This window comes from Cyclobacterium xiamenense (assembly GCF_009467825.1).
In the GTDB taxonomy this organism is placed as follows: Bacteria; Bacteroidota; Bacteroidia; order Cytophagales; family Cyclobacteriaceae; genus Cyclobacterium; species Cyclobacterium xiamenense.
Map to the genome: position 1 here is coordinate 190,059 of NZ_WIOK01000003.1, position 20,410 is coordinate 210,468.

The window sequence follows — 20,410 nt, forward strand, 5'->3', positions numbered from 1 at the left end:
TGTCGCAAAATAATTACATCTGAAGGTAAATTCAAAATATTACCTCATCTATAAATCAGTTATTTCTGCGACACGGGTTATTCCTCTAATTTAATTTTTATGGTATCGATCCGGTGGTCCTGTTTGGAAACAACCGTAAAGGTAAATGGACCGTAAGTTACCGACTCTCCCTTTTGCGGAATGCTCTCCGTTAGCGACAGAATGAATCCAGCCAACGTCTCAAATTCTCCTTCGGGAAGGTTCCATTCGTATTTTTCATTGATGTAGTCAATCTCGTGCCGGGCACTTAATAGGTACTCCTGCTCGGAAATTTTTTGCTCGATCAGGTCATCGCTGTCGTACTCGTCCTCAATCTCCCCAAAAATCTCTTCGATGATATCTTCCATACTGACGATCCCGCTCGTTCCACCGAATTCATCCACTACCAGGGCAAGGCTTTTTCTCTCCTTAATAAACTGTACCAATAATTCGTTGGCCAGGGCGGACTCGGGTACAATGATGATTGGGGTCAGTATGTCCTCAATGGACTTCGGTTTTTTAAACAATTCCAGGTGGTGACAGTACCCGATAACATCGTCGATTGTTTCCTTATAAATGATGATTTTGGAGTGCCCGCTTTCTACAAAAACACTTTTTAAATCGGCAATGGGATCTTCTACTTCCACAGCCACGATATCCGTCCGGGGCACCATACACTCCCTGACTTTCACTTTCTTGAAATCGACCGCATTATCAAAGATCTTGGCATCGATGTCCACGTCCTCACCTTTGGTATCCAGGTAGTTTTGGATGAAGCTGTTTAAATCGGTAATGGTAAACGCCGGCCGGTCTTCGTTGTAATCCAGTTTCAGCACTTTAGTAATCGTAAATTTGGAAAGCCCCACCACTATCCAAACTACGGGGTACAAGAAGTAATAGATGAGTACAAAAGGAAAGGAAAAAACCGTCAACATACTGTTGGGATTCAGAATAAAAATGCTTTTAGGGATGAATTCCGCCGTAATCAGTACCACAATGGTAGAAACGACGGTTTGAACCACCATCACTCCCGCCTGGGTATTGATCGCTTCGGGCAAAAGGTACCCCAAGGGTGGCCCCAACAAATACGCCATAAAAATACCATATAAAACCAGACTGATCGTGTTTCCCATCAGGGTGGTCCCGATAAACTGGCCGGGGTTTTGAATGAAATTGGACAAAATCCTGCCGGAAATTTTCCCTTGCTTGCTTTGCAGCTCAATGTGCAGGCGGTTTGCCGACACAAATGCAATCTCCATTCCCGAAAAAAGGGCGGAAAACAATAAACTTACCACGACCAGGAGAAAATACTGCTCATCCATTGGACTTACGTTTTTTTGATTTGTTGCCTTTTTGCTCCTTTTTTTTCTCTGCCTGTTCGTCCTTATTCCTGCGGTACATGTGCCAAAACAGCAACATCACCGCAAACATAAAAAACGGATACGATGCCACGATGCCTGTCTTCATGGTGAGGTGGGCGCCAATAACCACCATGGCGGCGGCTAAAGATAGTAAAATGGTACTCGTCAATTTCATTCGTACGACTTAAAGTGCATTTTCGATTTCCCCGCTCACATTTGTAAATGTATACTCGTTAAACCCCTCATCAGCCTCCATCCCGGTTCCTTTGATAATCTGATCCGGCTCTTCTACAGTAACGAACTTTTCCGTGTAAATTTTTTTCTTGCCCGGATCCCAAAATAACTCCTCGGAAGATAATTTTTGTTCCTTCTTTAAATTCTCTACCTGTACGTCCCCTTCGCCGCGGTACAAATTATTTTTACGGTCATAATATCCCCGATCGGCGCGAATCGTCGTGCTCAAGGTCCCATCTCTGTCAAAGAAGTGAATCACGATGCCTTCCGGAAACTCGGTATCCCGATTCAAATATTCAAGTTGTTTCGCTGCCATCAATTTGGTTCGTACCAACGCCGAATCGCTGTGTAAGAGCTCAATTTCGTGGCTGATGCGGTAGGGGCCCTCGTAATTCTCCAATTGGCTTTTATCCACGTCTTCCCGACAAGAAAACAACGCGCCAAAAAGGAGGATGCCCCACATCCATGCCTTCGGAAATACAACATGCCAATTCATTTCTGACAAGCCGCCAATCCCACAGCGATTTATTTTGAAACTCTTATGGTTCATATACCGGTGCAAAGATACGTACAATTTTCAGAGGAATATTCGATAGCGAGGAGTATTCCTATCCAGCTTGACAAAGCAATCCGGCATAGGGTTTTATTTTTTCCTCCCGTAGAAATCAGTGAGCGTAAATGCAAAAAGGCGGTAGTGCTACCGCCTTTTTTTTTGCTTATTGGCTAACTCGGACTACACAGAGAAAAAGGTAGTCCCGGACACATCAATCTCTGGTTGCGAGGGTAACCGTCTGGCCTACCCAACAGCCGGTACTAATCGTATCGCCTACCTGGAATCCTTCGGTAAAGAGTTCTTCCTTTGATGGGAACCTTGATTTTGCATTTGCCATTCCCTGGCTATCGCCCGCCCGTGCATAGGCATTGTAGGCGGCAATGTATATGGAGTAATCTTTCACCCGGCTCTGACCTCCTTTGCAATCGTTAGACGAGGACATGATCAAGCCTCCGATAAAGGAATACGCGTCGGATTCTCTCTCTTCATTCAACTCCGCTGCTTTCAAGGCAGAGGAGCGGGCCTGACTTTTTCTTCCCAGGTTGGCATGAACTTTTGCCATATCCCAGTGAATTTCCGCTTTTTGCTCGTCGGTTTCGGCAAGCGTCAGTGCTTTTTCGAACAGCTCACCCGCTTTTGCGTATTCTGAGTTTTGCATGTAACGCATGCCCCGCACCTGAGAGGTACTGAACGTAGGGCTGTCGTTATCGATGGTCTCAAGTGCCTTCAGGAAAATATCGCTGCTGGTACACTTCTCTTTGATCGAGTACTGAAATATCTGTTTCGCTAGCTTCAGGTTCGTGGGGTCCGCTGTCAACTTGGGGCCCATGTTGTTTTCGATAAACTCACAGTTGATAATATCCATCGCCGCCAACAACTGCTCGAGCGTTCCCTTGGAGGTGGCTACGTTTTGACCGGCAGCTTCGTCTTCGTCAAGTTTGGTCATGATGAATTCGTACTTGCCGATCACTTCATCTGGGGTGTACGCCTTGTTAAACGCGAAGTTTCGGTAGACCGCATCGAAATACGCAGCGTTCAATGACGATGGCTCCAGTTTCCCGTGGATTTCGATGGTTCGTTCAAACAGTTTCGTCGCAATGTCTACTTTGTCTTTGTTGCCTTTGTAAAACTTGTACGCGTAATATGCCTTGTTTGCGATCCATTGTGGTTCGTTGTCATATAACTCGTTCCGCAGGTCATATATCGTCAACACCGAATCCTGGAAGGAAGCGATCTCTGCTTCGTCCGTTGCCAGTTCAGCGGCACCTTCGTAGACTTTTACGCCGTTGATGTAAAGCGCCTCATTCAAATCCGGCGCGTTTGTCAATAACCAGTGCAGGGGACCTTTGGCTTTTAGGAACTCCTCTGCTTTCATGTAGTCATTGTAAGCCGCATTGTATTCCCGGGCCTTTGCTTCCATTGCCTGATCGGATGGCCAATTCCAGTTGTCTTGCGCCTGAACCAGTCCAACCATGAGGAAGGACAAACATCCGATAATTGCCGATTTAATTTTCATGTTTGTCAACATCATTCAAATACTTTTTTGTAAAACCAACTGTTGTCATTTATTGAAATTCCTAACGAAACTTTAAAATAATTTTCCCTTACCAACCCATCACTGACCGTTCCTCTGGTGCCTACCTTAACCGCCACATTTAATAAGGATAGGCTGTACACCGGTATGCTGGTACCAAAATTAATGCCAATATCATCAATTTGGTTCTGGTTCAGCAGGTAGGGAAGTCGCTCGTATTCCAGGCCAGCCCGGAACGTTGACCTGCTCAACATGCTCTCCATTGAAAAGGCATTCGGTATGTATTGCCCCCCCAGTGCCAGTTTAAACGCATTTTGCAGATTCCCCTCACTGGCATTAAAATCCCTAAAATCGGTAAAATCCTGAAACTGCGCTTCTACTCCTATAGCAAATTTATTAATTTTTTCATAAGTTACACCATAACCTATCTTATTAGGCAGAAAAATACTTCCCGAAATATTATCTGCCAGCACATCTCCGGGTGAATTGGGAATGCTAGCTTGGCCCGATTCTGCCATTTTTGCAAACTCTTTTCCATTAATATCTCCATACATGTGATAGATGGCGCCCAGATTCAGGTATTTTTCATCTCCCAGCGGCTGCGCATAAAAAATACTCGCCTTGAAGGTGACGTCGCTGAACGTCAGTCGTTCGTAATATTCCGAAGAAATACCGATTCCATTCATGGCCGTATCCAATAGATCCAATTGGTTGGTACGGATTGTCGATCCAAAGGTGTAAGCACCTTCCAAGCCCAGGCTTAGGCTCTTGTACACCTGAAAGCCGCCCTGCAGGTAGACCTGACTCAACCCTCCCCTGCCTTCGATAATGTTCTGCGCCACCAAATCCGTATTGGTAACTGGAGAATTGACTGTAATGTTATAATCAACCCCGGTTAACTGGTTCAATCCCAGACCCATGGTAAACTTTCGGGGGATCACGGGAAAAGACATGGCTACATAACTGAGGCCCCCGCCGTCCAATTGTTCGGAGCTGGATTCGGTGGCCGCAGACATTTGGTTGTAGTTCAATGCGGCCTGAAAACTATAGGCCGTGTTTTTTACCGAAATCGCGGGATTGACATGATTGACGCTGTAACTATTGCCAAAGCTAATTCCCATGCCCCCCATTCCCTGGTTTTGGGTCAGTCCGGAATTATTAAAAACCCCTACTCCCAGTGAACTGTAGGTAGAGGAGGAAAATTGTGCAAAACTGGTATGGTGAATGACCGCAAATCCCAGGAAAAATCCCAGGCTGGTCACAAGTAGTTTAGTTCTCGACATTGTATGTTAAAATTCTGTCCAATCCGTATAGAACCAAATTGGGGATTACAAATATGTGGTCTTTTGTTAAGCTTTCAAAGATTTCAGCATCTCCACCACAAATAAAGACCTTTACTTTGCCATAGCTCGCAGTAAACAGGCGGATGTACTCGTGTATTTCTCCCAGTACGCCGTGATAAATTCCGGACTTCATGCAAGTGCGTGTGTCCCTTCCTAAAAAGAAAGGAACCTCCTGTATCGGTTCCACCAGTGGAAGTCTCGCCGTAAATGCATGCATGGCCCTGGCCCGCAGTCCCATGCCGGGTGAAATCGCTCCCCCCTGGAAATTGTCGGAACCATCCATAAAATCGTAGGTGATGCAGGTGCCAAGGTCTATGCACAAGACCGCTCCGTCTGCTACGAATGCCCGTGCACCAATCACCGCTGCCAGCCGATCCAGCCCCAAGGTGTTGGGCGAGCGGTAATGGTTTTGTATAGGCAAGGGGGTCTCTTTGTCAAAAAACAAAAACGGAAAGTCAATTTTTTCCCTCAGGTCTTCCTCTGTCCAGTTTACGGACGCAATGAGTACCCTGTCACCTGCCGCGGGTTGCAACATGTCTGCCAGTGCTTCGTATCCGGTAACCGTAGCCGAATCTAGCAGTTGCCCCTGCATGAAGATCCCAGCTTTAATTCTGGTATTCCCGATATCTATCACCCAATTTCGTCTGTCTGGCATTGTCGCATTCCATAAACCCGTTCAAAATTAGTCATTTTACTTTGGAGGGGGATCGGCTACCTATTATTTTTATCTTTGGTAAGCGGTTTTTAACAAACTTTAACCCATGATCAACAACGACAGGTATAAGCTAATCGGGCTCATGTCCGGCACGTCGGGTGACGGGCTGGACCTGGCCTTCTGCTCCTACGAAAAAAACAAGCAATGGGAGTTTGAGATCATACAAGCGGCCACCATCCCCTTTCCGGAGAAGCTGGGGCAATCGCTCCAATCTGCCCATTTGCTGGATGCAGAATCCCTGGAATTCCTTGATATCGCATTTGGAACCTGGATGGGACAGGTAGTCAGGGATTTTTGCACGAGGAATGCCTTTCAACCTGATGCCATTGCCTCCCATGGCCATACGGTATTTCACCGGCCCGAGAGGGGCATGACGCGCCAAATCGGTAATGGACAGGCCCTATGCGAAGCCTCCGGGCTTCCCGTAATCAATGACTTTCGCATACTGGACGTGGTATTGGGTGGGCAGGGCGCTCCCCTCGTTCCTATTGGCGATGCCTTGCTTTTTCCGGACTTCGACTTTGCCTTAAACCTGGGAGGAATCGCCAATATATCGATGCATACGGGAGGCCAGCGGATTGCTTTTGATACCTGTCCCTTTAATTTGCTATTGAATCATTTTTCCAGGAAAGTAGGCAACACGTTTGACGCCGGTGGAAACCTGGCTCGTGAGGGAATGGTCATTCCAGAATTGCTCGCCGACCTGGGCCAACTTCCCTATTATTCTCTTTCGGGAGCGAAATCACTTGGGAGGGAGCATATTGAAGCAGATTTTATTCCCTTACTCGAAAAAGGTACCCATGCGATCCCGGATGTACTGGCTACGCTAATCGAACATTTCGCCGATAACATCGCCGGTGTCATCCAGCATCAGGAAAATCCGGGAACAAACAAAAAACAGCTACTGATCACGGGAGGAGGTGCGTATAACGTATTTTTTATCGAAAAACTTTCCGAAAAAATCGGAACATATGCAAACCTGACGCTTCCCGAAAACGAAATCATCGATTTTAAAGAGGCCTTGGTGTTCGGGTTTTTAGGCGTCTTACGGCTACGCGGCGAAACCAACTGCCTGGCATCCGTGACCGGTGCTTCCCGGGATTCCTGCGGTGGCACCGTTTTTGGGCTTTTCCCCTAAATTGAAATCAAACCAAGATAATGAGAGAACTACTAAAAAAATTTGAAAACCGTCAACCGGAAATAGTTTTTGAATGGAGCGACAGCGAAACGGAAGCAGAAGGGTGGCTGGTCATTGATTCGCTTAGAGGCGGAGCAGCCGGTGGGGATACCCGAATGAAAAAGGGGCTGGAAAAAAAAGATGTGATCCAGCTGGCCAAAAATACCGCTATCAAATATACCATCTCCGGACCTCCGATTGGGGGGGCGAAAGCAGGTATTAATTTTGATCCGGAGGACCCCCGAAAAGAAGGTGTACTCAAAAGGTGGTTTCACGTGGTCTCCCCCATTCTCAAAAGCTACTTCGGTACCGGGGCCGGTATCCACATCAGCGAAAGCAAGGAACTGATTCCCCTGACCGAAAACCACGGCCTTTGGCATCCACAAGAAGGGATTGTCACCGGCCATTTTACACCCGAAGGGCCAAAGAAAATTCGAAAGATCGGACAACTTAGGCAGGGCTTGTCCAAAATCATCGAAAACCCGGACTATTTCCCCCCGGGTTCGGCCAAGTACCGGGTAAGCGATATGATCACCGGATTCGGACTGGCGGCTGCTGTCCTGCACTACTACCAGCTGTGGGGAGGATCCGCCACCGGAAAAAAAGCAATGATACAGGGCTGGGGCAATGTGGGGGCAGCGGCCGCCTACTTCCTAGCCAAAGAAGGCGTACAGGTGGTCGGTATTTTATCCCTGGAGGGTGCCATCATTGACCCGGATGGGTTGGATGAAGCAGCCATAACGAAATTGTTTTTGTCAAAAGAAAAAAACAAACTGGTGAGCACCAAACGAATCCCTTTCGAGGAAGGGAACGAAAAATTCTGGAATCTCTCCGCTGACATTTTCATTCCTGCCGCTAAATCCCGTCTGGTAGACAAAGCCAAATTAGAAAAATTGATGGCTGGAGGCCTGACCTTGATCGCTAGCGGGGCAAATTTTCCTTTTGCCGAAAACGACATTTTTATGGGACCTATCAGTACCCTCGCTGACGAAAAAATATCCCTCATCCCGGACTTTATCTCAAACGTGGGCATTTCCCGATTGGCGGCTTACCTCATGTCTGACCGCGTCCTACTTACCGATGAAGCCTTGTTTGGCGACGTCAGCAAAACCATTCACAAAGCCTTAAAACAATGCCATCAAGCACAGGGCAGTCCAAATAAAATCGCCCAAACGGCTTTGGAAATCGCCCTTCAACAGCTTGGTTAAGGGTTTACCGGGATTTATGCGGTCAAAAATATCCACTATTTTTGACCGCTCCCATTAATTTATTTGGTTCCTACACCACAAAATAACTAGTTTAGAGGAATTTATTGCAACCGACCGATTTTCCAAGAGCCTTGGAAATGCTTTACTTAATCATTCTTTGACCAATAATTTGACGTGAATGAAGAACTATTTCGCTTCATGGTTCCTGCTATTTGGATTTCTTTTCCTGATTTCAAACCAAGTACAAGCCCGTTCTATTTCCCCATCTGAATCGATTGCATTGGCCGACCAACAAACCGAGGCGCCGCAATCTCCCATTACCGATTCGGTACATCCGGCCGAACCGGAACACGAAGCAGCGCATGGACATGCCCCGGCATGGTTGGTAATTCCCTTTGTAGCCCTGCTTCTCATGATTGCAACCGGACCCTTGTTTTACGAACATTTCTGGCACCATAATTATCCAAAAATTGCTGTCAGTCTGGCAGCCACCGTCGTCCTTTATTACCTCTTTGTCTTACACAACGTTCACAACCCGGTGCACGCCCTTGCTGAGTACGTACAATTCATTGCATTGCTCGCTTCCTTGTTTATTGCCTCCGGAGGCATCCTCATCGAAGTTGATAAGAAATCAACGGCTTTGGCAAATGTCACCTTGCTGGTAGTTGGTGCAGTTATTTCCAACCTGATCGGTACCACTGGAGCCTCCATGTTGCTGATTCGTCCGTTCATACGCCTGAATAAAGACAACATCCAACCGTACCACATCATCTTCTTTATATTTATGGTGAGTAATATTGGCGGGTCGCTCACACCAATCGGAGATCCACCGCTCTTCCTAGGTTTCCTGAAAGGGGTGCCTTTTTTCTGGACCCTGACCCATAACTGGCCCGCATGGGTACTCGCCCTTACCATTCTGGCAATTCTATTTTACCTGATTGACCGACGATTTGGCGGAACGAAAGGGACGGCTGAGCTCGATGAGGAAGTAAGTTATTCCAACAAAATATCGCTTTCAGGAACCAAAAATTTTCTGTGGCTATTGGTCATCATCATTTCGGTCTTCCTGGATCCAAACGTCTTGGATTGGGTGCCTGCGATTCATTACGACGGGCAGAAATTCAGTTTTATCAGGGAATCTATCATGTTTGCAGTGGCCTATTTATCCTTTAGATTTGCGGACAAAAAAGCCTTGACCGGGAATGAGTTTAATTTTGAGCCCATACGGGAAGTGGCATTTATCTTCATCGGTATCTTCGGGACGATGATGCCGGCGCTGGAACTGGTGGGTACCTTCGCGCAATCTGAGGAAGGAGCCGCCATGATTACCTACAATAGCCTGTATTGGGGCACCGGGCTGCTTTCCGGATTCCTGGATAATGCACCCACCTACCTGAATTTTCTTGCCGCGGCCATGGCCTCCCAGGGAGCCGATATCAACGTGATACAACAGGTAAAGGACTTTGCTTTAAATAACTACCTGGATTCGTCTTTTGAATTGATGGCCATCTCCATCGCATCGGTTTTCTTCGGCGCCATGACGTACATAGGCAATGGTCCCAATTTCATGGTCAAATCCATCGCTGAACAAAGCGGAATAAAAATGCCCTCCTTTTTTGGGTATATTTTGCGATTTTCCATTCCCATCTTGCTACCGATCTTATTTATCACCTGGCTGGTCTTTTTCGCCTTTGCCGGGTAACCTACGCGCCGAACACCAGGCAACGTAAAGACCTGTAAAACCTATGGGATACTTTTTCCCAATTGAATGGATCAGAGAGCTACCGAGCCCTATACGCTGCGATCTCCTCCATAAAACCAAACGGTGCAACCCCTACGTGAGGAGCTGCACCGTTTGTTCGCTGACAGTTCCGGGCGTTGCTTACTTGCTCACAGACGCACGTACTTCCAGACGGGTGGGTCCCATGAACCAGACCTTTTGGTTTCCCTTGAGCTGGTATTCGACCAGGTCTTCGTTATCATCCAAAAATAAGACACCATTCACTTCCGATTGGTAAAATAAATTACTCGTCACTGTCTCTATGCGAATCGCTTCGATCCGCTCCCCATGCTTTTGTACAAGGATTTGCTGTACGGTTCCTTTTTCTCCGGGCTTGAGGGCATGAATCAATCGTCCGTCTTCCTCGGTAGTTTCGTAAGACGTGGCCAGTGCCGCCTTGTTGATATCGGCCTGAAAAAAAAAGTCCAGTTCCTTTCGCCAGGCTTCCTCGTCCGGTTCAAACCGAGCTTCCTCGACTTCCTCGTTGAAGCGAATGGTCTTAGACACGGCGGCTCCCGCGCGTTGGGCGATCTTCTCTTCCAGGAAATCGGACACCGGAAAATACCGATCAATTTGCGTCGGATTGGCGAATGGTGCATCCGCATCCTCCTTGCACGAAAACAAGACCGGTGCCGCGAGTGCCAGTATCAAAAACCTGCGGAATAGGGGGTTCATGAATGGTCCTTCAGGAGAATGGTTCCGGTCATTTCCTGTGGCGGCTCCAACCCGATCAGCTTCAAAATCGTGGGCGCCAGGTCTCCCAACTTACCATCCATTACTTCCAGACGGTCGTTTTTGTCTACCATGATGCAGGGAACCAAATTGGTGGTGTGTGCCGTGTTTGGGGTTCCATCCGGGTTCACCATGCAATCGCTGTTGCCGTGATCGGCGATGACAATCACCGTGTAATCATTTTCCAGCGCCGTTTCAATGACCGAAGCGGCACATTCATCCACCGCCTCACAGGCTTTTACCGCCGCATCAAAAACACCGGTGTGCCCCACCATATCCGCGTTTGCAAAATTCAGGCAAATAAAATCCGCTTCCCTCTTCGGTAACTCCTGATTTATTTTCTTTGCAATTTCGTAGGCAGACATCTCTGGCTGCAAATCGTAGGTGGCTACTTTGGGTGAGTTGCAGAGAATCCTGCTTTCTCCTTCAAACGCCTTCTCTCTGCCTCCAGAAAAGAAAAAAGTCACATGGGGGTATTTTTCCGTTTCAGCGATGCGTATTTGTTTTTTGTGGTGCTGTTCCAATACCGCCCCCAAGGTATTACTCAAGTTGTCTTTTTCAAAAACCACCGGAATACCCTCAAAATTTTCATCATACAGGGTGAAGGTGATGTAATTCAACGCTAACTTTTTCATGTTGTAATCCGGGAAATCCTTCTGTGTGAGCACCTCCGTAATTTCCCTTCCCCGATCTGTTCGAAAATTAAAACAAATGACCGTATCTCCTTCCTCAATCGTCGCCAATGGCTTACCGGTTTCGTCTACCTGAATAATTGGGCGAATGAATTCGTCCGTGACACCATTGGCATAGGATTTCCGGATGGCAGAAAGCATGTCTTTTGATTTTTCTCCCTCACCGTGCACCATGGCATCGTAGGCTAGTTTCACGCGCTCCCAGCGTTTGTCCCGATCCATTGCATAATACCTCCCGACGATGGAAGCGATTTTACCCACCGATCCTTCGCAATGGATTTTGAGATCCTCCAAAAAACGAAGTCCACTCTTCGGGTCGGTATCCCGTCCATCGGTGAATGCATGGATAAAAACATCCTCCATGCCATTGTCCCGGGCCGCGTCACACAAGCCCTTCAAATGGAAAATGTGTGCGTGAACCCCTCCGTCTGACACCAGTCCAACCAAATGCACCTTTTTACCGTTGACTTTTGCATCGTCAAAAGCAGCCTTAAGCACGGGGTCCCTGGATAATGCCCCTTCCTGAACCGCTTTATTTATTTTTACCAAATCCTGGTACACGACCCTTCCGGCACCTATATTCATGTGACCCACTTCCGAGTTGCCCATTTGTCCCTCCGGTAGCCCTACGGCCAGGCCGGACGCATCTAGCCGCGAATGGGGATACTTCTCATACAAACTATCGATAAACGGGGTCTTGGCTTTATCAATCGCAGAAACTTCTGGGTTGGGAGCAATTCCCCACCCATCCAGGATCATTAATAAAACTTTCTTATTCATGTTTTTTTTTATTGGTTATACGCAAACAAAAATTCCGGAGGCTCCCAGAGCCCGTGACCCGGCTGTTCCTCCTGAAGGGATACATCTTGAGGCATCATTCACTGCCTCGCAAATATAAGATAATTAAAGATAGGGCTCAGCAAATTATCCAATAATCTCCCCTGCGTATCCCCAGGTCCTTGTAACTACCTTACCTGCTTCCGCCGCTACCCTAGATTTTGGCCTGGATTTTGTGGCGGGAAAAATCATGTTTTGTTTGATCCCCAAATTCATTGCGATTGGCTTTTTCGTTTGTTGGTTACCAATGCTTACCCTCGCTCAGGAGCAGGAAAATGACCTTGCATTTGCCATGCAACGGGGCTCCATCCAGGAAATCTCGAAATACCTGGACGATCGGGTGGAAATTAGCTTTGATAACACCAAACGCGACTTCTCCAGAAATCAGGCAGAGATTGTACTGAGAGACTTTTTTAAAAACCAACCCTCGGAGGGATTTGAGTTGCAGCAAAAAGGGCAAACCAGCACAAGCCTTTCTTACCTGATCGGCACGTATCGTTCCAGTAGGGGTGATTTTCGCGTGCTGATCCGCCACAAGAAAAGGGACGAGCATTCCTTCCTTATTTACAGCATGGATTTTATCCGGCACTAATTTAGCCCTGCCTGTTTCAAAATATTTCTTACTTTTGACGTACCATGCAGGAATACCTAACGAAAGAGCGATTAACCAGTTTCATACAGGCGGCATTTCAGGAGGATGTGGGCGAGGGAGATCACTCCACGCTAGCCGCAGTCCCGGCCGATCAGCCTGGCAAAGCCCAGTTACTTATCAAAGAACCGGGGGTCATCGCAGGTCTTGAACTGGCGAAAATGATCTTTCATTTTCACGATCCCGAATTACAGGTCGAAACCCAGGTAGCGGACGGACAAACAGTTGGGCCCGGACAAATCGGATTTTGGGTAACTGGAAAGGCTGCTTCCATCCTCACCACCGAACGATTGGTTTTGAATTGCATGCAACGCATGAGTGGAATTGCAACCAAAACCAAAGCAATGCATGCCCTGATTCAGCATACCAACGCGCGGCTACTGGATACCCGGAAAACCACACCCAATTTTCGCATGTTGGAAAAATGGGCCGTTTCAATAGGAGGAGGAAAAAATCACCGATTTGCCCTGTACGACATGATCATGCTAAAGGATAACCACATCGACTTTGCGGGTGGCATATCCCGGGCGATAACTGCTGCGAAAACCTACCTGCAACGCGAGGAACTGAACCTAAAAATTGAAATCGAAACCCGCAGTCTCGACGAGGTCAGGGAAGTCATGCGCGTAGGAGGGGTGGACATCATCATGCTTGACAACATGGACGTCCCAACCATGAAAGAGGCGGTACGCATGATTGGTGGTCGCTACGAGACGGAAGCCTCGGGCGGTATCGATGAGCAACGTATTGTACCTATTGCCGAATCCGGCGTTGATTATATTTCGGTTGGAGCACTCACCCACCACGTGAAAAGCCTGGATATTAGTTTGAAGGCCGTACGGTCTCCGCAGCAAATTGCAGACTAACCAAATTGGCATAGTGCCCGCCTTCCCTGGCAGCGAGCTGTTCGTGGTTACCTTCTTCGATAATTTTTCCGTCTTTTAACACGTAAATCCGATCCACTTTACGAATGGTGGCCAGTCGGTGGGCAATGATGATGGTGGTACGCCCCTGCATCAACTGGTCCAGCGCCTCCTGCACCAATGCCTCCGAAGCTGCATCCAACGAGGAAGTGGCTTCGTCCAAAATCAGAATGGCAGGGTCTTTCAGGATGGCCCTGGCAATAGCGATACGCTGGCGTTGGCCGCCGGATAACTTTATGCCGCGCTCACCCACCAAGGTATCCAACCCATCCGGAAAACTTTCAATGAACTCCCAGGCATTTGCCTGCCGGGCGGCCTGGACGAGTTCCTGCTCGCTTGCATCGGGTTTGGCGTACAGGATGTTTTCGCGAATGGTCCCTCCAAACAACAATACTTCCTGAGGTACAATCCCAATATTCTTTCGCAGCTGTTGCGGATCCCAATCCCGGATGGATTCACCATCCAGCAAAATATCCCCCGTCCCTACCGAGTAAAATTTGAGCAATAATTGGATTACGGTTGATTTGCCTGCCCCGCTATGCCCTGCCAGGGCCACTTTTTCCCCCGGAGCGATCTCCATGCTAAAGCCATCCAACACCCGGTATTCCGGGCGCGTTGGGTAATGAAAAACTACTTCCTCAAAGGAAATGGAACCCGAGAGAACGGTATCTTTTCTTACCGGGATCGCTACTTCCGCTGCCTCTTCGAGAATCTCCAGCACCCGCTCAGATGAGCCGATGGCCTTCTGAACCTGCCCGTAAATATCCCCCAAACCAGCGATGGAGCCCCCGATGAAGGTTGTGTACAAAACAAAGGAAACCAGGTCGCCAATACTCATTTCACCAGCGCTCACCAGTGTGGCCCCGTACCAGATGACGGCCACAATCCCGCCGAAAAGCGCAAAAATGATAAAGGAGATAAATGCGCCCCGAAACCCAGCCGCCTTCAGCGCGACGCCAACTACCCGATCCAGCCGGCTTCGGTAGCGGTTGGATTCGTAGACCTCTCCGGTAAAGGATTTTACGGTAACGATGGATTGCAACGTCTCTTCGACCACCACATTGGCCCCTGCCAATTCGTCCTGCGTCTTTTTCGAAAGCCTTCGAATGAACCTACCGAATACCATCGCAATGATCACCAGCACCGGAATAGTGGCCAGCATAAATAGGGTAAGCCTGGGAGTGGTATAGATTAGAAAGCCAATACCCACCAGTAAGGTGATCACCTGACGAAGCAATTCCGCCAGGGTGATGGAAAAGGTATCCTGTAGCATGCTTACATCGGCAGTGATCCGGCTAATCAACTCCCCGGTGCGGCGTTTGTCAAAAAAGGTCATGGGCAATCGAACCAGGCGGTCGTATAGTGCTACCCGTATGTCTCGCATGGATCGTTCACTTACTTGTGCAAACAACCAAACCCTGAAAAATGAGAAAATACTCTGCACCAACAAAATACCAAGCAGTATGTAGGCAATACCATCGATATCGTTTACAATCCATTCCTTCCCCGAGGCAGCATCAATCAATTTACCCGCAACAAAGGGAAAGGTGAGAAGCATGAGACTGGAGAACAAAAGAAACAGCATCCCCAGCAAAAAAGGACCTTTGTACGGAAGAGCAAACCGGAAAATACCGGAGAGCTTTTCAAGGTTCTTCTTATTCAGTTTTCTTTTTTCGCTTTTATCTAATGGTAAACCTCGTTGCTTGGCCATTTATTCCGATTAATTCAAAATCCTTGCAAGTTAATTTTTTTTCCCTGTAAACAGTTTTCCTAACCTTCGGAGAAACTGCTTTTCTTTTTCCCAAAAGAAAGAAAATTGCCCAAAGATGAATCCATAAAAAAGCAAAAAAACCTGATACAACGGGAGTACCAGCAATAGATATAGCAGGGTTTTGTAGAAACCCCCACTGCTGGTATCCACACCAAGAAAAGAAAAAATGGGTTTTTTGACAAATAATATAGTAAATCCCGTGCAGGCAAAAACAACCAATACCAAGACAACCTGCCACAAACTGGCGAGCTTCCATTTGGATTTAAGCCTTTCCAGGAAATTGGGCGATTTTCTGTGGGACCTTTCGCTCATCTAATCAAAATCAAAAAGCCCCTCGTTTAGACGTTTCAGGGCTTGTTCCTTGTGTTTTCCGTCTATGAGAATGGACACATTGTGCTTGCTTCCCCCGTAGGAAACCATGCGCAATGGAAACTGTTCCAAACTATCCATGATTTTTTGCAGCACACCGGTTTCTTCCATAATGGCATTGCCCACGATACAAATGATGGATAGGTGATGATCTACCTCCACTTTCCCCAGCTTTTGCAGCTCGGCGGTAATTTCCTTGAGATGGGATACATCATCCAAGGTCAGGGATATTGCCACTTCCGAGGTGGTAATCATGTCGATGGAGGTTCGGTATTTTTCGAAGATCTCAAACACTTTTCGAAGGAAACCATACGCAAGCAACATCCGACTGGATTTGATCTTTACAGCGGTAATGCCGTCTTTGGCAGCGATGGCTTTTACGCCCACGGTTCCTTCTCCCGTTCCCGTGATGCGTGTACCGGCAGCCTCGGGAGCCATGGTATTTAGCAGTTTTACCGGCACGTTGTGGAGCTGTGCCGGCCAAATAGAGGCAGGATGCAAGATTTTCGCCCCAAAATAAGCCAGCTCTGCCGCTTCGTCAAAGGAAAGGTGTGCGATCGGTCTGGTCTGCTCCACGATCCTGGGATCGTTGTTGTGCATGCCATCGATATCCGTCCAAATCTCCACCGCCGTAGCGTCTACCGCCGCCCCGATCAAAGACGCCGAATAATCGCTGCCCCCTCGTTTCAGGTTATCCACTTCGTTTCGGTGGTTCTTGCAAATATACCCTTGCGTTACAAAAATACTGTCTTCCGGATACCTGGCCAAAATAGATGCCAGCCGTTCCCTAATCCGGGGCAATTCCGGCTCGTCGTTTTCATCGATACTCATAAATTCCAGCGCAGGTAAAAACACCGCCGGAATCTCCAGCTCCTGTAGCAAGGTATAAAACAATTTGGTGGACAATAGTTCGCCCTGGGCCAAAATGTCTTTGTTGATGGCCTCGTTGAAAGAAATTTTCAAGATGATCGTCAAAAATTCAAAATGTTCCTTAATGATCTGAACCGCCTTTGAACGCCCAGCCTTGGAGGTCAGCAGCTCCAAATAAAAATTCGTGTAATGCTCCTGAAGTTCGTCGATTTTTTGTTTTGCTTTGTCCTTTTTTCCGTCTGCCAACGCTTCACCTATACTAACCAGAGCATTGGTGGTACCGGACAAGGCCGACAAGACCACGATCTTTCTTTCCTCGTCCGAAGTAATCAAGTCTTTTACCTGGTGCATTCGTTCCGGCCTCCCTACAGAAGTGCCGCCAAATTTCATGATTTTCATGCGTATTGCAGTTTATTAAATGAATGAATTGCCAGAAATGCCGCTAAAATCCGAGCATTTTTATAGCCGTTATGGCGGCTTCATCTCCCTTGTTACCGTGCTTGCCACCCGCCCGGTCCAGGGCCTGCTGCTGGGTATCCGGGGTCAATACCCCAAAAATCACCGGCTTATCAAAGGTCAAGCCCACCTGCGTTATGCCCTGTGCAACAGCATTGCAAATAAACTCAAAATGTCTGGTTTCTCCCTGAATCACACATCCCAGGCATATCACTGCGTCAATGTCTTCCTGTTTGGCCATCCACTGGGCCCCCAGGGGCAATTCGAATGATCCGGGGACGTTTTTCCGAACGATGTGTTCCCGCCTGGCCCCATGGCGAAGCAGTGTCTCCAAAGCCCCGCTATACAGGGATTCGGTTATTTCATCATTCCATTCGGAGACCAGTAGGGCAAATTTTTTATCCCGAATATCCCCGATATTTCCTTCGGAATGCTGACTGAGATTTTTTAACGATGTAGCCATGATTTCCAGTGTTTATATAAAAAAAGAGTAAAACCTTCCTGGCCTTACTCTCCCTGATGCTAGATAGATCGCCTATCAGTTAGAAGCCAGGCCTTCTAGCCTCGCTTTGTGTTTACGGGCCTCTGTATACTCGTATGCGTCACTGTAGTTGCTTTCTATTTCGCCATAGGTTTCTATCGCCGCCTGAAGGTTCCCGTCTTCCTCGTAGGCAATAGCCAGTTTGGACAGGTACCTTGGCGTGAAAAATTTATTCTCCTTGTAGTTAGCGGCATTTTTATAATACCGTATCGCTTCCGAAATAGTGCCCAATTCCATGTAGGCATCGCCGATCAAGGAATAGGCACGGGCCTGTACCAGAAAATCATCCGAAGAGAATTTTTTCAAATGGTCGGCAGCCGACTCGTATTCACCCTGAGAAAGGTAGATGGATCCTACGTAAAAATGCGCCAGGTTAGAAGCTGCAGTTCCTCCATATTCATCGATTATCTCCAAAAAACCGGGCTGCACCCCATCGCCGTTCAATGCGAAATCCACACTATCCTGCTCGAAATAATAGACAGCCTGGAACATTTCTCCCTGGGCTTTTTCGTTTTGATTGGCTTTATGAATCTGAAAACCAACAATACCGGCAATGATAAGAATCATCAGGCCGATAACGCCACCTACCAAACGGGTGTTTTGTTTTAAAAACGCTTCGCCTCTTCCAAGACGGGTAGCAATCGCTTCCGGGTTTTCCAGAAGCTCGTTGGATGTATCAGGTGCTGCCTTTCCCTTTTTGGTCTTTTGCTTCGCCATCATTTTAAATTTTGAGTGGCAAATATAGATGATGTTTTAATGAATAACAAAAGTATTCTGTTTTGTGCCCCAAAAAAGGATTTCCCTGTCACAACCAAACAGAAAGTCAGTCTCTTGCTCTCCAATTTGCTCTTCCATAGCACTTATCCACCCAAAGGAAAGTGCGCAGAAGTAGCGCCCTTCCGGGTACCTCCGAACCCGCCCTGTTCGGGAGGTCCGGAGATACGGTGGTTCAGCTTTTCCAGGGACCGGTAATGGCCACGGTAATTCCAGGCCCTTGTATGTTGACAAAATAGGTCTTGCCCGAGGGAGAAAATACGCCGCCGGCGAGTTCGGATGCATACCCCACGTTTTCTGCCAGGTGGTACAACGCTCCCTCCGGCGTGATCCCGACCAGAAAGGGATGCTTGTGGTCCTCACAAAGAATCACATCCCCCCAGGGAGCGACGGCCAGATTGTCGCAGTTTTTCAGAATCTCCCGGTCGTTTGGCTCCGCAAACAGACTGAGTTCGCCGGGGGCATTTTGCTCTTCCGGCCTACCTTCAAACTCGCTGGGGGTATACCGAAACACCTGTCCAGCACCAATTTTTCCTCCGTTGGTACAGGCAAAATATACTTCTTTATCGCCCCACCAGATGCCTTCGCCCCTGGCAAAAACGGCCGCTCCTTTTTCAAAACCCTGAAAACGCAGATCGTCATCCGGAGATGTAACATTCTCCAGGTCTATCCAACGCACTTTATGGCCCTTCATCATTGGAAATACCGGGCCTTCGCTGTCTTCCCAATTGCGGGTATCCCGGCTTTTCTCGCCCAGGATTGCCAGCGCCTGCAGCTTTCCGCCCTGGTGCAGATTGCCAGGGCTATTCGGAACGTAGCGGTAAAAAATCCCGTCACCACGATCTTCCGTCAGGTACACCACCCCCGAAGCCGGATCTACGGCCACCGCCTCGTGGTTAAACCTTCCCATGGCGGTAATGGGTTTCGGTACTGCTCGGTGAATGGTCTCCTGCGCTGGCACCTCGAAGACGTACCCGTGGTCTTTCTCCAGCTTGCCGTCGTATTCTCCCTTTCTAAGCGTACTCTCCTCACAGGTCAGCCAAGATCCCCAGGGAGTGATTCCGCCGGCACAATTTCGAATCGTCCCGGCAAGGCTCAGGTATTGGTGCTCCAATTCTCCACTATGTTCGTTGTAAACGAAGGTAGTGGTCCCGCCCAATGAGGGCAGGATGCCTTTGCCAAAATCGTAAAATTCGGCCGCCGGCAGGGTTCCTATCAATTCGTTATTGGCACCAAAACCGGAATGCTCAAGGGAGTCCGGACTGATTTCGTGATTCCGAACCACGATGGTTCTGCCATTCTTTCCCTGAAAAGCACCCATGCCATCGGCAAGACCTGGCAAATAAAGCCCGTCTGCCATTTTGTCTCCTTTATTACTGATGATTTTATAGGTAAAGCCCTCCGGCAAATTTAGAATCCCTGCAGGATCTTTTTTTAAGGGACCATAGCCCATCGCGGGCTTTAAACCCGGCTTCGCATGCGATAGTCCCGGATTCATAAACTGGTAGAGTCCCATAAAACCGAGGGTGGCCATTCCGGAGTTCCTGATAAATTTTCTTCTTGAGTCGTTGATTGATGGTGTCATAAAAAAAGATTGTTTTTGCATGAAGGAAGTTTCATAGGCTCATTCCATTGAATACGGAAGGAATGTAACCGGCGTATAGGTGCAGTTTATCCAAATTCAAAGAAAATTCCTAACTAAATATGCTGAGCGGCGATTACGAAATTGTGAAGCTTTTTAGTGGTGGCCCGGTAGCCAATCCGGCGGGTACCAGAACAGCCGCATTTTTCAAACGCATTGAGCCTTACCGGTATGAGGGAAGTAGGCAGGTGCAAAAATTTTTCAATTTTTTTTTTTAAAAAAAATCGGCCA

The 20,410-nt window shown here is 47.9% G+C and carries 19 protein-coding genes; 5 read left to right on the plus strand and 14 right to left on the minus strand.

The window, feature by feature from the left end:
- Positions 1-77: 77 nt before the first annotated feature.
- The 6 genes from GCU44_RS03525 to GCU44_RS03550 form a co-directional block, all read right to left on the minus strand.
- The gene (locus GCU44_RS03525) at positions 78-1,340 is read right to left on the minus strand and encodes a hemolysin family protein (protein ID WP_092173508.1); all 1,263 of its coding nucleotides are present in this window, start codon (positions 1,338-1,340) and stop codon (positions 78-80) included.
- A complete protein-coding gene (locus tag GCU44_RS03530) occupies positions 1,333-1,554 on the minus strand; it encodes a hypothetical protein (RefSeq protein WP_092173505.1) in 222 nt (73 codons plus the stop codon). Before GCU44_RS03530 ends, GCU44_RS03525 begins: the two co-directional genes overlap by 8 nt.
- A gap of 9 nt (positions 1,555-1,563) precedes the next feature.
- Positions 1,564-2,109, minus strand: a complete 546-nt coding sequence (lptC, locus tag GCU44_RS03535; protein ID WP_241684825.1) for an LPS export ABC transporter periplasmic protein LptC — start codon at positions 2,107-2,109, stop codon at positions 1,564-1,566.
- Positions 2,110-2,377: 268 nt separating this feature from the next.
- Entirely contained in the window at positions 2,378-3,697 is a 1,320-nt protein-coding gene (locus tag GCU44_RS03540; protein WP_154853873.1) for a hypothetical protein, read from the minus strand.
- On the minus strand, positions 3,694-4,983 hold the full coding sequence (locus GCU44_RS03545; protein WP_092173498.1) for a hypothetical protein: 1,290 nt from the start codon (positions 4,981-4,983) through the stop codon (positions 3,694-3,696). The genes GCU44_RS03540 and GCU44_RS03545 overlap by 4 nt, the downstream gene beginning before the upstream one ends.
- Positions 4,970-5,698: a type III pantothenate kinase gene (locus GCU44_RS03550; RefSeq protein ID WP_092173495.1), complete on the minus strand. Its 729-nt coding sequence runs from the start codon at positions 5,696-5,698 to the stop codon at positions 4,970-4,972. The genes GCU44_RS03545 and GCU44_RS03550 overlap by 14 nt, the downstream gene beginning before the upstream one ends.
- Before the next feature lie 106 nt (positions 5,699-5,804).
- Here GCU44_RS03550 and GCU44_RS03555 point away from each other — a divergent pair, with 106 nt between their 5' ends.
- The 3 genes from GCU44_RS03555 (at position 5,805) to GCU44_RS03565 (ending at position 9,845) form a co-directional block, all read left to right on the plus strand.
- Positions 5,805-6,896 (plus strand): anhydro-N-acetylmuramic acid kinase, encoded by a 1,092-nt coding sequence (locus GCU44_RS03555; protein ID WP_154853876.1) that lies wholly within the window; start codon positions 5,805-5,807, stop codon positions 6,894-6,896.
- A gap of 20 nt (positions 6,897-6,916) precedes the next feature.
- Entirely contained in the window at positions 6,917-8,143 is a 1,227-nt protein-coding gene (locus tag GCU44_RS03560) for a Glu/Leu/Phe/Val dehydrogenase dimerization domain-containing protein (RefSeq protein WP_154853879.1), read from the plus strand.
- A 178-nt stretch (positions 8,144-8,321) separates the two neighbouring features.
- A complete protein-coding gene (locus GCU44_RS03565) occupies positions 8,322-9,845 on the plus strand; it encodes a sodium:proton antiporter (RefSeq protein ID WP_154853883.1) in 1,524 nt (507 codons plus the stop codon).
- A 180-nt stretch (positions 9,846-10,025) separates the two neighbouring features.
- Here GCU44_RS03565 and GCU44_RS03570 read toward each other — a convergent pair whose 3' ends face one another.
- Together GCU44_RS03570 and gpmI are read right to left on the minus strand one after the other, a co-directional pair.
- Positions 10,026-10,598 (minus strand): hypothetical protein, encoded by a 573-nt coding sequence (locus tag GCU44_RS03570; protein WP_092173485.1) that lies wholly within the window; start codon positions 10,596-10,598, stop codon positions 10,026-10,028.
- On the minus strand, positions 10,595-12,127 hold the full coding sequence (gpmI, locus tag GCU44_RS03575) for a 2,3-bisphosphoglycerate-independent phosphoglycerate mutase (protein WP_154853886.1): 1,533 nt from the start codon (positions 12,125-12,127) through the stop codon (positions 10,595-10,597). Before gpmI ends, GCU44_RS03570 begins: the two co-directional genes overlap by 4 nt.
- A gap of 247 nt (positions 12,128-12,374) precedes the next feature.
- Between gpmI and GCU44_RS03580 the strand changes: the two genes are divergently transcribed.
- Together GCU44_RS03580 and nadC are read left to right on the plus strand one after the other, a co-directional pair.
- Positions 12,375-12,776 (plus strand): DUF4783 domain-containing protein, encoded by a 402-nt coding sequence (locus tag GCU44_RS03580; RefSeq protein ID WP_154853889.1) that lies wholly within the window; start codon positions 12,375-12,377, stop codon positions 12,774-12,776.
- 44 nt (positions 12,777-12,820) lie between these two features.
- Positions 12,821-13,699, plus strand: coding sequence for a carboxylating nicotinate-nucleotide diphosphorylase (gene nadC / locus GCU44_RS03585; RefSeq protein WP_154853892.1), 879 nt, complete (start codon positions 12,821-12,823; stop codon positions 13,697-13,699).
- On the opposite strand, the gene GCU44_RS03590 is transcribed toward nadC, so the two are convergent.
- The 6 genes from GCU44_RS03590 to GCU44_RS03615 all read right to left on the minus strand — a co-directional run bounded on the left by GCU44_RS03590 (position 13,656) and on the right by GCU44_RS03615 (position 20,122).
- Complete coding sequence (locus GCU44_RS03590; protein WP_092173476.1) at positions 13,656-15,467, minus strand: ABC transporter ATP-binding protein; 1,812 nt, start codon at positions 15,465-15,467, stop codon at positions 13,656-13,658. The two genes, nadC and GCU44_RS03590, sit on opposite strands and share 44 nt — an antisense overlap.
- 30 nt (positions 15,468-15,497) lie before the next feature.
- Complete coding sequence (locus GCU44_RS03595) at positions 15,498-15,839, minus strand: DUF6787 family protein (protein WP_092173473.1); 342 nt, start codon at positions 15,837-15,839, stop codon at positions 15,498-15,500.
- Positions 15,840-17,165 (minus strand): aspartate kinase, encoded by a 1,326-nt coding sequence (locus GCU44_RS03600; RefSeq protein WP_092173471.1) that lies wholly within the window; start codon positions 17,163-17,165, stop codon positions 15,840-15,842.
- 43 nt (positions 17,166-17,208) lie between these two features.
- The gene (gene ribH, locus GCU44_RS03605; protein WP_154853898.1) at positions 17,209-17,685 is read right to left on the minus strand and encodes a 6,7-dimethyl-8-ribityllumazine synthase; all 477 of its coding nucleotides are present in this window, start codon (positions 17,683-17,685) and stop codon (positions 17,209-17,211) included.
- Between the two features lie 75 nt (positions 17,686-17,760).
- Positions 17,761-18,480: a tetratricopeptide repeat protein gene (locus GCU44_RS03610; RefSeq protein ID WP_154854091.1), complete on the minus strand. Its 720-nt coding sequence runs from the start codon at positions 18,478-18,480 to the stop codon at positions 17,761-17,763.
- 232 nt (positions 18,481-18,712) lie between these two features.
- Positions 18,713-20,122 (minus strand): alkaline phosphatase PhoX, encoded by a 1,410-nt coding sequence (locus GCU44_RS03615; protein ID WP_154853901.1) that lies wholly within the window; start codon positions 20,120-20,122, stop codon positions 18,713-18,715.
- Positions 20,123-20,410 lie beyond the last annotated feature (288 nt).

What these genes read in the sequence shown, in the direction of transcription:
- GCU44_RS03525 (WP_092173508.1), bottom strand. Translation starts at nt 1,340, where the DNA reads ATGGATGAGCAGTATTTTCTCCTGGTCGTGGTAAGTTTATTGTTTTCC.
- GCU44_RS03530 (WP_092173505.1), bottom strand. Translation starts at nt 1,554, where the DNA reads ATGAAATTGACGAGTACCATTTTACTATCTTTAGCCGCCGCCATGGTG.
- lptC (WP_241684825.1), bottom strand. Translation starts at nt 2,109, where the DNA reads ATGAATTGGCATGTTGTATTTCCGAAGGCATGGATGTGGGGCATCCTC.
- GCU44_RS03540 (WP_154853873.1), bottom strand. Translation starts at nt 3,697, where the DNA reads ATGATGTTGACAAACATGAAAATTAAATCGGCAATTATCGGATGTTTG.
- GCU44_RS03545 (WP_092173498.1), bottom strand. Translation starts at nt 4,983, where the DNA reads ATGTCGAGAACTAAACTACTTGTGACCAGCCTGGGATTTTTCCTGGGA.
- GCU44_RS03550 (WP_092173495.1), bottom strand. Translation starts at nt 5,698, where the DNA reads ATGCCAGACAGACGAAATTGGGTGATAGATATCGGGAATACCAGAATT.
- GCU44_RS03555 (WP_154853876.1), top strand. Translation starts at nt 5,805, where the DNA reads ATGATCAACAACGACAGGTATAAGCTAATCGGGCTCATGTCCGGCACG.
- GCU44_RS03560 (WP_154853879.1), top strand. Translation starts at nt 6,917, where the DNA reads ATGAGAGAACTACTAAAAAAATTTGAAAACCGTCAACCGGAAATAGTT.
- GCU44_RS03565 (WP_154853883.1), top strand. Translation starts at nt 8,322, where the DNA reads ATGAAGAACTATTTCGCTTCATGGTTCCTGCTATTTGGATTTCTTTTC.
- GCU44_RS03570 (WP_092173485.1), bottom strand. Translation starts at nt 10,598, where the DNA reads ATGAACCCCCTATTCCGCAGGTTTTTGATACTGGCACTCGCGGCACCG.
- gpmI (WP_154853886.1), bottom strand. Translation starts at nt 12,127, where the DNA reads ATGAATAAGAAAGTTTTATTAATGATCCTGGATGGGTGGGGAATTGCT.
- GCU44_RS03580 (WP_154853889.1), top strand. Translation starts at nt 12,375, where the DNA reads ATGTTTTGTTTGATCCCCAAATTCATTGCGATTGGCTTTTTCGTTTGT.
- nadC (WP_154853892.1), top strand. Translation starts at nt 12,821, where the DNA reads ATGCAGGAATACCTAACGAAAGAGCGATTAACCAGTTTCATACAGGCG.
- GCU44_RS03590 (WP_092173476.1), bottom strand. Translation starts at nt 15,467, where the DNA reads ATGGCCAAGCAACGAGGTTTACCATTAGATAAAAGCGAAAAAAGAAAA.
- GCU44_RS03595 (WP_092173473.1), bottom strand. Translation starts at nt 15,839, where the DNA reads ATGAGCGAAAGGTCCCACAGAAAATCGCCCAATTTCCTGGAAAGGCTT.
- GCU44_RS03600 (WP_092173471.1), bottom strand. Translation starts at nt 17,165, where the DNA reads ATGAAAATCATGAAATTTGGCGGCACTTCTGTAGGGAGGCCGGAACGA.
- ribH (WP_154853898.1), bottom strand. Translation starts at nt 17,685, where the DNA reads ATGGCTACATCGTTAAAAAATCTCAGTCAGCATTCCGAAGGAAATATC.
- GCU44_RS03610 (WP_154854091.1), bottom strand. Translation starts at nt 18,480, where the DNA reads ATGGCGAAGCAAAAGACCAAAAAGGGAAAGGCAGCACCTGATACATCC.
- GCU44_RS03615 (WP_154853901.1), bottom strand. Translation starts at nt 20,122, where the DNA reads ATGACACCATCAATCAACGACTCAAGAAGAAAATTTATCAGGAACTCC.